9 protein-coding genes are annotated in these 10,807 nt (G+C 45.2%); 8 read left to right on the top strand and 1 reads right to left on the bottom strand.

Annotated elements, in window-relative coordinates; all coding sequences use genetic code 11:
- The first annotated feature begins 314 nt into the window (after positions 1–314).
- The 4 genes from QZV86_RS12335 to QZV86_RS12320 all read left to right on the top strand — a co-directional run bounded on the left by QZV86_RS12335 (position 315) and on the right by QZV86_RS12320 (position 5,608).
- Positions 315–1,391 carry an ADP-ribosylglycohydrolase family protein gene (locus QZV86_RS12335; protein ID WP_295628617.1) on the top strand — a complete coding sequence of 359 codons (1,077 nt, stop codon included), beginning with the start codon at positions 315–317 and terminating at the stop codon, positions 1,389–1,391.
- 203 nt (positions 1,392–1,594) lie between these two features.
- The gene (locus tag QZV86_RS12330; protein ID WP_295628614.1) at positions 1,595–3,493 is read left to right on the top strand and encodes a hypothetical protein; all 1,899 of its coding nucleotides are present in this window, start codon (positions 1,595–1,597) and stop codon (positions 3,491–3,493) included.
- A 51-nt stretch (positions 3,494–3,544) separates the two neighbouring features.
- Positions 3,545–5,263, top strand: coding sequence for a YbaL family putative K(+) efflux transporter (gene ybaL / locus QZV86_RS12325; protein ID WP_295628611.1), 1,719 nt, complete (start codon positions 3,545–3,547; stop codon positions 5,261–5,263).
- A gap of 42 nt (positions 5,264–5,305) precedes the next feature.
- Positions 5,306–5,608, top strand: a complete 303-nt coding sequence (locus tag QZV86_RS12320) for a hypothetical protein (protein ID WP_295628608.1) — start codon at positions 5,306–5,308, stop codon at positions 5,606–5,608.
- Here QZV86_RS12320 and QZV86_RS12315 read toward each other — a convergent pair.
- Positions 5,605–5,958 (bottom strand): hypothetical protein, encoded by a 354-nt coding sequence (locus QZV86_RS12315; RefSeq protein WP_366925704.1) that lies wholly within the window; start codon positions 5,956–5,958, stop codon positions 5,605–5,607. The two genes, QZV86_RS12320 and QZV86_RS12315, sit on opposite strands and share 4 nt — an antisense overlap.
- A gap of 270 nt (positions 5,959–6,228) precedes the next feature.
- Between QZV86_RS12315 and QZV86_RS12310 the strand changes: the two genes are divergently transcribed.
- The 4 genes from QZV86_RS12310 (at position 6,229) to QZV86_RS12295 (ending at position 10,568) form a co-directional block, all read left to right on the top strand.
- Positions 6,229–7,506: a divalent metal cation transporter gene (locus QZV86_RS12310; protein WP_295628603.1), complete on the top strand. Its 1,278-nt coding sequence runs from the start codon at positions 6,229–6,231 to the stop codon at positions 7,504–7,506.
- A gap of 22 nt (positions 7,507–7,528) precedes the next feature.
- The gene (locus QZV86_RS12305) at positions 7,529–9,334 is read left to right on the top strand and encodes an ABC transporter ATP-binding protein/permease (RefSeq protein WP_295628620.1); all 1,806 of its coding nucleotides are present in this window, start codon (positions 7,529–7,531) and stop codon (positions 9,332–9,334) included.
- 279 nt (positions 9,335–9,613) lie between these two features.
- The gene (locus tag QZV86_RS12300) at positions 9,614–9,856 is read left to right on the top strand and encodes a hypothetical protein (protein ID WP_295628600.1); all 243 of its coding nucleotides are present in this window, start codon (positions 9,614–9,616) and stop codon (positions 9,854–9,856) included.
- A 79-nt stretch (positions 9,857–9,935) separates the two neighbouring features.
- Positions 9,936–10,568 (top strand): hypothetical protein, encoded by a 633-nt coding sequence (locus tag QZV86_RS12295; RefSeq protein ID WP_295628596.1) that lies wholly within the window; start codon positions 9,936–9,938, stop codon positions 10,566–10,568.
- Positions 10,569–10,807: the final 239 nt, after the last annotated feature.

Raw genomic sequence — 10,807 nt, 5'->3', positions numbered from 1 at the left:
ACAGGCTACACCGCTTTCTCCTCACTTGTCATACACCAGAAATAATCATAGCTCTAGAATTGACCTCATTACTGTTCCGTTAACTTTCACAATAAGACCATCTGAATATTGTTGGTTTGTTTATCGCTGGGTAGATTGCTCCACAATAAAGTTATGGACTCACAATTAATACAAATAATATTTTCGATAAGCCTGAAACTCTGCTAGGCTATTTTTAAATAGCTTCTTCGTACTGCGGCGCGTCAGCTTACCTCACGCAGAAAATAGAACTATAAGAAACATCAACTGAACAACTATAAATAACGGAATTACGCATGTCAAATGTTAACCTTCAAGACCGCGCCCGCGGTGCCATCATGGGCGCTTTTATCGGAGATGCTCTGGCGCTTGGCCCGCACTGGTATTACAATCTTGATGAACTTCATCGTGATTACGGACCATGGATCGACGACTATACGGATCCCAAACCCGGCCGGTATCATCCGGGCCTGAAAGCCGGTCAATTGTCGCAGGCCGGCTTCATCCTGACTCTGATGCTACGATCGCTTATTGAGTGTAATGGCTATGACAAGACCGACTTTTGCCGACGCATGGATGAAACGCTGTTTCCGTTACTGGACGGAACACCTGTCTGCGGACCCGGGGGATATACCAGTCAATCCATTCGTAAAGTCTGGCAGCAGCGCGTGCAACAGAAGTTATCCTGGGAACAAACCGGCAGCAATGCAGACACCACCGAAGCGATAGAACGCACGCTTGCCATCGCGGTGCGTTATGCGCTACATCCCAAACAGCTTGCTTCAGCCATTACCGAGAATACCCTGCTCACACAATCCGATGAGACTATCGTCTCGATGACGGTTGCATACGGAGCTGTACTGAGCCTTTTAGTTCAGGGACATAAACTGGACACAGAGATTTCGAGCAGGCTAATGACATTAACCAAGAATAGCCGATTGCCTTTTCATGTCGTAACGCGAGGTAATCTGCAAAATCCGCAGCCCGGTGATCCGGATCCACCCCATGCAGGCCGTTTCGCCTCGCCGGATGCTCTGCTCACGCCGTCATACATGGCGGCAGCTGCTGCGGACCCTGAAATCCGTATCGAGCCAGCATGGAAAGTATCCATTGTATATGGCATGCCCTGCGCCATTTATCATCAGCTGCCGGCCGCTTACTATCTGGCGGCTCGTTTTCATAATGACTTCGAATCAGCCGTCCTTCATGCGGTTAATGGCGGCGGACAGAACCAGGCACGCGCCATCCTTACCGGCACGCTGGCAGGTGCTCAAACTGGTTTATCGAATATTCCAAAACGTTTCATTAACGGTCTAGAGGAATCAGCTGTCTTGGAAAAACTGGCCACCGATCTGGCTGCAAGCATTGAATAGACTCCTTTTTAACACCGCAGTGGCAATGCAGTTAGTTTCTCAACGGCTTATTAAATGTTAACGGAGCAGTAGTGTCCCTGCTTCATCAATATCTTGACAGTCAGTAGTCAATAAAGTCTACTATCAGCAGGCTATCAGGCTCTATACCATCCTGTTACAGCTCAAATTTATCTCCGGTTGCCGATCATGAAGGAATCATAGCGGTGTTTTCAGCGTTTAAAAATTTTAGCTTTATAACAGCGCTTGGTTATCTGGCATTTTCCGCAAGCTGGCTTGCATTTGCTTACTTCTTCGGACGATTAATTCCGGATCAACAATTATGGTTTGCCTTGCTGGTAACGCTCCTATTTGGCTTACCCATTTACTTTGCCGCCATTTATGCGGTGACAATACAAAGAATTTATCTTTCCAGTCAATTCAAGAAGCTCGGTATCTTGCATTGGTTATTCACCCGACGAATTTTAGCGTATATCGGGTGGCTGCTGTGGTCAGTCATTTTTGCATTTCTATTGTTGTTTTATCTCGGCTCAGCTGATAAACGGGAATGGATCGCATTTTTTGCTGTAATCCCCGTATTCGCGGCTATTTATGCTGTTTTCTTCCCCTTGGCTGCACGTGAATACAAACCATACATTGCCGTGCATAAATCTTTATCCTGGTCACGCTGGGTAACTTCATTGGTTATGTCGATATTTTTTGTAGTGTCCATTAACCATATCGATATAAATCGTCAATATGCATCACTGACTGAAGCAGTCGCAACGGAAAGCCAGAAATTGGATGGAACCACAAACAGCATTTTGATTCTTGAAACCAATCGGTTACTGGGTTTTATCGAAGGCGTGAAGCGCTATGCGCTCAGTAGTTTGCACTCATTCAGCAATATGCTTTATTTAGGCGCAGTTTTTCTGGGTAGCTTAGTGTTTTTCTTCAATGTAGCCTTGGGCGTTTCCAGCTTCATGGTTCCTTTATACGAATATCGCCGTGTATTCGCTCCGATACAGGATAGCGATGATCCACCGGCAGTTTCACCTTGGGCCTGGGGAATCACAGCAGCGTTTGCTACTTTTTTTGTTTTCTTCATTTACGTGCCATCAACTGTCTATGTCGATGCCTGGATGCGATCTAATCCGAAAACTATGGAAGAAGTTCGCACCTCCCAGCAAATTGTCGTGCAAACGGTGGAGAAAATAGGAGATGATTACTACAGACCCGGAACTGCGGAGCAGATTGAACAAGCTTATCTCGAAAGTTTGCTCAATCTGGAAACTTCACTGGATCAATTGCGCAAAGCTACCGATCTTGGGTTTAAGCAAATGATTGACAATGTGGATGATTATCTCGATTGGTATTATAGCCTGCCAGGTGAGTATGAACGTATTGTAGCGCTTGCTACCGGCGTATTGGAAAACTGGATGGCCGAGAAGCTGCAGGGTTATCTAATGCAAGGCAATGCATTCGGGCCGGTACAACAGTCCATTGAGAACGTGCTGCACAATAATCTGCAATTGCGCGCTGAGCATATACAGAAAGTTGAGCGAATACTCTCTGAAAACCGCGTCGATCGCATCGATAATTCGCAACTTGATATTGTCCGTCAGGCTTCACTAAGCGCGCTGAAAGAGCCGCCTACGCACAGTGTGATTGTTAACTTGGAAAATCGCATGCTGATTTCCGGTGGCATAGGCACCGCGGGTGCAATCACCGGCGCGATTGCCGGCAAGATCACAGCGAAAGTCGCCGGGAAAGGCATCATCAAACTAGGCGCACAAGCTTTGATCAAAGTAACCGCCGGTAAAGCAGTCAGCGCTTTAGGCGGAGCCGCAGCTGGCGCCGCAACCGGAATGGCGTTGGGTTCATTCATTCCCGGCATTGGCACAGCCATTGGCGCGGCCATCGGTGGTATCATTGGCGGGATCACTATTGGATTAACCGTCGAGAAATTGCTCTTGATGCTTGAAGAAGCATTTTCGCGCGAAGAATTTAAGCAGCAGATCCTTGAAGCTATCGAGGAAGAGCGCACCGAATTTGAAAAATTTTTAAACACTCCCGCTTTATTGGATGAGATCCCCAATGACATGATTGAAGTTGAAGCACCTTGAAGTTTTTCTGAATCCAAATACACTCATTTATCTAACCTGATCCTGAATTGAATGGAACATAACATTACCCTGATTACTACGATTGCAGCAGGTTTTGGTTTGGCTTTGATTTTTGGCTTTATTGCAGAAAAATTAAAAACCCCTGCACTGGTTGGCTATTTATTGGCCGGAATTGCAATCGGCCCTGCAACACCCGGGTTTGTCGCAGATATCGGCATTGCTGCGCAATTAGCGGAAATCGGTGTGATGTTACTGATGTTTGGTGTCGGATTACATTTCTCTTTGAATGATCTATTAGCTGTCAAGCGTATCGCTTTGCCGGGCGCGATAGTGCAAATGACTGTTGCAACTCTACTGGGTATCGCCCTGGCCGATTGGTGGGGTTGGGATTTCGGTGCAGCATTAGTACTGGGCTTATCACTATCCTGTGCCAGTACAGTCGTACTCCTAAAAGCAATTGAGTCACGGGGATTGCTGGAAACCATGACCGGCCGCATTGCGATCGGCTGGTTGATTGTTGAAGATTTAGTCACAGTTCTGATTCTGGTATTGCTACCTTCATTTGCTACCATGCTGGGCGGATCAAGTGGCACTGAAACTGCGGCGGATCCTTTGTGGCAAACGATTGGAATCACTTTGCTACTGGTTTCAGCTTTTATTGCTTTCATGTTTATTGTTGGACTGCGTTTGCTGCCTTGGCTATTATGGCAGGTTGCCCGCACGGGTTCGCGCGAATTGTTTACGCTGGCGGTTGTCGCCGCTGCTATTTGTATTGCCTATGGCGCCGCAGCATTATTCAATGTGTCGTTTGCATTGGGCGCCTTCTTTGCAGGCATGGTGATGCGCGAATCAAAATTCAGTCATCGCGCTGCGGAAGAATCCCTGCCGCTACGCGATGCTTTTGCAGTGTTGTTTTTTGTCTCCGTAGGCATGTTGTTTGATCCTGCCGTATTGATCGATGAGCCTATGCGGGTTTTAGCAGTCGTCGCGATTATTATTGTGGGCAAATCAATAGCAGCCATGTTGCTGGTACTGATTCTGCGTTATCCGCTCAATACTTCATTAACCGTAGCGGCCAGCCTCGGACAAATCGGAGAATTTTCATTTATTCTGGCAGGATTGGGGCTGTCACTTGAATTAATGCCCGCCGAAGGAATGAGCCTGGTACTCGCTGGCGCGTTGATTTCTATCGCTTTTAATCCGATCGCTTTCGCGGTTATTGTGCCTATCCGCAGTTGGATCTTGAAACATTCTGCCGTGGCGCGCAAATATGAAAGTCGCGATGATCCGTATGCTGAATTACCCATGAGTACCGAACGCAAATACCTGCAGGGTCAGGTTGTTCTCGTCGGCTATGGTCACGTAGGTGAGCGCGTTGGGCAGGCACTAAAAGATCAAGATATTCCGTTTGTAGTTGCAGAACAAAATCGTGAGCTGGTACAGGATTTGCGAAAACAAAGCATTAATGCGGTATCCGGTGATGCGACAGAACCTTCGGTATTAATTCAGGCGCATATAACCGATGCGGCGATGCTAGTCATTGCAGTCCCCGATCCATTAAATATTCGTCAAATGATTGATACTGCATGCACCTTAAACCCTGCAATCGAAATTGTATTACGCACTCGCAATGAGGATGAAACGGCATTGCTACGCAAGGATAATGTTGGCACCGTATTTTTTAGCGAAGAGGAGCTTGCTAAAAACATGACGCATCATATACTGCAACGCTTTGATACGAAACCCAAGACTGACACAACCAAACGCTAAGTGAAAGTTGTATATAACACCGACAATAATGAGATTAACACGATGATAGAACAAATATATGTAGGTATTGACCAAGATAAAAATGAAGGTCTCACCCATTTGGGTCGCATCGTGCGTGATGCTTGGGTGTTCGGCATTTTGCCTGAATCCGAAACTTGCACAGGCTGGAGTGGTGCGCAAATGCAATCTTTATATGAAAAAGTCTATGCCGCCTGGGAGCCTTATGCACACCTGCCAAGCCGCTTACCCGATGAATTACGTGAACGACATGCACAACTATACGCACAAGCCATTGCAAGTGCGAAAGAAAAAGGCTGGGATACCGAGCTGGATGAAGATGATTAGCGGTTTGTCGGAAAATGCAAGATTCGCGCCGGGCCGTCCAACTTAGCTTTGCTGGCCAAGGTCTGCAACGCAAGGGGCAATTCCCTTTGCAATCGGGTCATAATTTCTGACATGTTCTCACGATAATAGATTGCATCATAAATGACCGGCTGATTCAACGCATCACGATCTTCTCGCCTGAAATTGCACCAAGCGATATCAACCCAGCATTTACGCTCCCCATCTATAAACACAAACTCATCGTTATCGACAATGGCCATATATTGCATCGCGCGGATAGGCACAAACAAATGCCGGGTTGAACAGCGCGTTAATAACGTGATGGCTAGATTATATGTATTTGCCGGCAAGTTGCGAGTCTCCCGATGGATCTCAGGATCACGATAACAAGTAATCTCCATAATTGTCCCAGCTAAGTATTTTAGGTTTAGATTGTTGCTGCAGATATAGATACTTTCAACTGCGCAGTTGAGAAGCAAAATATCCATACATGTGTTACCTTACCGCCGATAATTCAGGAACTCAAGATGATCAGCAATAATTTTTATTCATCAACTAAACCGGAAAGCAAGTTTTGTTGACCGAGAGCACAATCCCTATTGCCTACGAAATAACGAGCGATGTCACTGCACAAACTTTTTAGTCATTTTATTTCACGCCTAGGGCCTGGATTGCTCTATGCTGGCGCAGCTGTGGGAGTTTCTCACCTGGTTCAATCCACTCAAGCCGGTGGCATGTTTGGATTTGAGTTAATTATTGCGATTATTATTATTCATTTAATCAAGTATCCTTTCTTTGAGTTTGGCCCGCGCTATACCGCAGCAACAGGGCAGCATATTTTGCACGGATATCTAAAACTGGGGAAGTGGGCCATCTGGCTCTATTTGCTCCTATCGATATCAACCATGTTCATCGTTCAAGCCGCTATTACCGTAGTAACCGCGGGCTTAATAACGAACATTTTCGGTCTCGAAGGGCTGGGTGGGCATGATCCACAAATAGTTGCATTTATTATCAGCAGCATCTTGCTGTTGTTTGCCTTGATCTTGTTGATCAGTGGCCGCTACAAGCTTCTGGATAAATTAATGAAAATTATTATCCTAGTGCTTGCGGTCACTTCGATTGCTGCTGTGATTATGCTGTTATTTGACAATCCGGGGCACCATAAATCTGCAACTGTATTTTTCTCATTTTCTGACACCGTGCATTTAATTTTTCTGGCAACATTTCTTGGCTGGATGCCTGCCCCTCTTGATCTTTCTGTGTGGCATTCCATTTGGGCTCAAAGCAAAAATGAAAGTGCGGGTAAGTTAACCAGCATGCAAGATACTCTATTCGATTTTAGAGTGGGCTATATTGGAACGGCTTTTTTAGCGATTTGTTTTCTATTATTGGGTGCGTTGGTGATGTACGGCAGCAATATCCCTTTCGCGGCTGGAGGCGCGGCCTTTGCAGGACAATTGATTGATATGTACCAACAGGCGTTAGGTCAGTGGGCTTATCCCGTTGTTGCCATCGCAGCATTAGCGACCATGTTCAGCACCACATTAACCGTACTCGACGCTTTCCCGCGCTCAATCAGCGCCGCATCAGCATTGATATTTCCCCAAAAATCACCGCTGAACAATGAGAAAACCTATCTGATCTGGCTATTGATCATCATTACAGGAACGTTATTCATCCTGTTCTTTTATCTCGCTTCAATGCGCGACTTGGTCAAAATTGCCACTGTAGTATCTTTCGTAGCGGCTCCCATTTTCGCCGTATTAAACATGCAGGCCGTATTTAGTAAAGACATGCCCGATCAGCATCGTCCGGGAAAATTGATGTGGATTTGGTGCTGGCTCGGCGTTGTCACTTTATCCGGATGCTCGATTACCTATTTATTATTACTTTAATTTGCCCGCAAAATAACATTTGATGCGCCCTACTCGCCTTGAGAAGCCAGCAGTCACTCGCAGCAATTTCAAAACAATTGCTTCACTATTACCCTATTTATGGGAATTTAAAGTCAGGGTTATTTTAGCGCTCAGTCTGCTGGTATTGGCCAAATTAGCCAATGTTTCCGTCCCTTTGGTTCTGAAGGAAATTGTCGATGCTCTGGATCAGGCGCGTGCTGAGCTGGTACTCCCCGTTTTTTTGCTGATGAGTTATGGGGTGTTGCGTCTGTGCAGTACTCTATTTGGTGAATTGCGCGATGCCATCTTCGCCAAAGTGACGCAACGGGCAATCCGGCGCGTAGCCAACAAAGTATTTTGTCATCTGCATTCATTGTCGTTACGTTTTCATTTGGAACGGCAAACTGGTGGTGTTTCACGCGATATCGAACGTGGCACGCGTGGCATTTCATTCCTGCTGAATTTTATGCTGTTTAATATTCTGCCGACACTGCTGGAAATCGGGCTAGTATTAGCCATACTCATCAGCAAGTATGACATCTGGTTTGCCATCATCATTGTCTCGACCTTGCTGGCTTATATCTCACTGACACTGATCGTCACCGAATGGCGCATGATTTTCCGCCGCACCATGAACAATATGGACTCAAAAGCCAATACGCAAGCCATCGACAGTTTGCTGAATTACGAAACGGTCAAATATTTTGGTAATGAATCCTGGGAAGCCCGGCGTTACGATGAGCACTTACAATCATGGGAAAAGGCCGCCGTACGCAATCAAACTTCGCTGGCAACGCTTAATGCAGGACAAAGCGCAATTATTGCTGTAGGCGTCACACTGCTCATGCTGTTGGCAGCTGATCAGGTCATTGACGGCCATATGACTTTGGGTGATCTGGTGTTGATCAATGCTTTTATGCTGCAACTCTATATGCCATTGCATTTCCTCGGTTTTGTGTACCGCGAAATCAAGCACTCACTCGCAGACATGGAGCGCATGTTTACCTTACTGGAGGAAAACAAGGAAATTCAGGACAAACCCGAGGCCAAAATACTCGACGCCAACAATGCAGCAATCCATTTTGATCACGTCAATTTCAGCTATGAACCCAATCGTCAAATTCTGTTTGATGTCAGCTTTGATATCCCCGCCGGACAAAATATCGCCGTTGTAGGTCACAGTGGCTCAGGGAAATCCACACTGGCCCGCTTGTTGTTCCGTTTTTATGACGTACAGTCGGGCCGCATTCTGATCAACGATCAGGACATCCGTGACGTCACCCAGCAAAGCCTGCGTACTGCCATGGGCATCGTACCGCAAGACACGGTGTTATTTAACGATAGTATTTATTACAACATTGCCTATGGGCGCCCGGATGCCACGGCGGATGACGTCTACGCAGCCGCAAGATCAGCGCATATTCATGATTTTATTGAGAGCCTTCCTGAGAAATATGAAACCATCGTCGGCGAACGCGGCTTAAAACTATCGGGCGGTGAGAAACAACGCGTAGCCATCGCCCGCACCATTCTAAAAAATCCGGTCATGCTGATCTTTGACGAAGCCACATCAGCGCTGGATTCACATTCAGAAAAACGGATTCAGGTCGAGTTAAAACGCATTGCAAAGAACCGAACAACATTAACCATAGCCCATCGATTATCCACCATTGCTGATGCTGATCAAATCCTGGTCATGGATCATGGACGCATCATTGAGCGTGGAACGCATCAGCAGTTGCTTACCATGAACAGTAACTACGCGCGTATGTGGGAACTACAAAGACAACAAGAAATTGATCAAAGCTCAACACGCTCAATCGTCTGATCAATCAATCGGACAACGCCAGCTTTAAACTTCGGAGTCACTTTCAAAATACCAATTGATCTCAGCTAACTTCACATTATTTTTCAGATCTAGAATTAAGCATATACTCGACGAATTAAGTATAGTTTTTGTTGTGTAACCTAATGATATGCGAACGGCTTCTATTGGATTCGCAATTCTGTACCTAACCCCAATGCTGTCATCTCTAGCGGCAAAGACGTAAAAGCCTCTTTCTCACGCACAGGAACAAATATCTCTGCTTTTGCTCCAGGGGAATCTGTGGCACTCTTTAATTATAATGGGGTGTCTGTAACAAATAGTGGAACATCATTTTCGGCGCCTTATATTTCTGGCATTTTTGCTATAGCGTGTCAAGCTGCAGGCACTTTATGTAATACAGCTCCAACTGCAGCATCTCTTTATACGGCTCTAAGAAATACTGAAACAATAGGAACAGTTACAAACACTAACGGAACTCCATTAACTGGAGCAACTTCACGTTTCATTAGTCAACAATGGTAAAGTCTGCTGTATATATAAGATAAACTTATCAGAGCGTTTAAGTTTCACAACGCTCTGTCTTTATTTGTAGGAGCTAGTAATGATTAAGAAAAGATTTTTTGCCACAGCATTGATTTTATGCAACTGTGTTGCCATGACAATTGTTAATGATGGGGTAGCGGATAGCACAAATCTTTCGAATAATAATGTGCCTAGTTATGAGAATGGCATTTTGACAATTCCACGTGTCGACACACCAGATCAGATCGGGAATTATCAAGATGCGGTGCTGAAACTTGATCCACAGTTGAATGCTTGGGTTCTACAACAAGTTGATCCAGCTCAATTTAATTCTTCTAATCCAAGAATTAAGTCTGTCGATGTATTTGTTATAAATGACTCTTTTCCAACGCAGGTTTTTTTACAAGTAACGGGTGATTTTACATGCGGCGAATTTGGGCAAATCAATACAGGTAGAAAAGAAAACTCGTTTGATATACAAGTCTCTGTAAACCCAATTCCGCAAGGGCAGCTATGCACTGCAGACATTACAGAGTTTGTTAGAGTCATTCAATTGGATGTATATCGCTTAAGTGCTGGGGATTACCAATATAATATCAACGGTGGAAATTCAGGTACGTTTACTTTAACCAAAGATAATAAATTTGGTGAATGTGGGGGCACGAATAATACCGATGAAATTTGTGAAATTGAAGTAACGACAGGATCTTAATTTTAGCTTGTTTAAGAACTTCTGAAAAAACTACTGTACTCGAAACTTGGTCAGGATACGTTAAATTAAGCTCGAAATGCTCATTTACCACGTATAAACAGCGCCTTTCTTTTAATTCGCCTTTCCTGACTATCACTTTCCTCCTTCTTCAGAGCTTCCTTAATTTATTAGATTATCGGGTTCGTCCGAGCTATGATTATTTCTGGTGTATGACAAGTGAGGAGAAAGCGGTGTAGCCT

Origin of the sequence: uncultured Nitrosomonas sp. (assembly GCF_902826915.1) — a bacterium.
Classification (GTDB): domain Bacteria; phylum Pseudomonadota; class Gammaproteobacteria; order Burkholderiales; family Nitrosomonadaceae; genus Nitrosomonas.
Note: the sequence above shows the minus strand (reverse complement) of the source record. Positions and strands in the feature narration are given on the sequence as shown.

Excerpts from the sequence above, each read along its gene's own strand:
- QZV86_RS12335 (WP_295628617.1), top strand. The coding sequence starts at position 315 with ATGTCAAATGTTAACCTTCAAGACCGCGCCCGCGGTGCCATCATGGGC.
- ybaL (WP_295628611.1), top strand. The coding sequence starts at position 3,545 with ATGGAACATAACATTACCCTGATTACTACGATTGCAGCAGGTTTTGGT.
- QZV86_RS12320 (WP_295628608.1), top strand. The coding sequence starts at position 5,306 with ATGATAGAACAAATATATGTAGGTATTGACCAAGATAAAAATGAAGGT.
- QZV86_RS12310 (WP_295628603.1), top strand. The coding sequence starts at position 6,229 with ATGTCACTGCACAAACTTTTTAGTCATTTTATTTCACGCCTAGGGCCT.
- QZV86_RS12305 (WP_295628620.1), top strand. The coding sequence starts at position 7,529 with ATGCGCCCTACTCGCCTTGAGAAGCCAGCAGTCACTCGCAGCAATTTC.
- QZV86_RS12295 (WP_295628596.1), top strand. The coding sequence starts at position 9,936 with ATGATTAAGAAAAGATTTTTTGCCACAGCATTGATTTTATGCAACTGT.